General features: G+C 50.2%; 1 protein-coding gene. It reads left to right on the top strand.

The window, feature by feature from the left end; translation table 11 throughout:
• On the top strand, positions 1-255 hold a 255-nt coding region (locus tag NE473_RS32425; protein ID WP_256265751.1), incomplete at both ends, for an MBG domain-containing protein.

Here is a 255-nt window from a genome sequence, read left to right on the forward strand (position 1 = left end):
GAAGGAAGGATCTACGCTGCTGTATTCAACCAACGGAACAGAATACAGTGAGACGGCCCCGACCTTTACGGAAGCAGGAACACATACCGTATACGTAAAGGCGACGAATCCGAATTACAAGGAAACCAAAGCCGTAAGTGCGGCGGTAGTGATCAGGCCGAGAAATGTGACCATCACGGTGAACAGCGCGTCAAAGACGTATGGAACTAAGGATCCGGAGTTTACAGGAAACTATGATGACCTGGTAAGCAGCGG

Origin of the sequence: Hungatella sp. SL.1.14 (assembly GCF_024460495.1) — a bacterium.
Taxonomy (GTDB): domain Bacteria; phylum Bacillota; class Clostridia; order Lachnospirales; family Lachnospiraceae; genus Hungatella; species Hungatella hathewayi.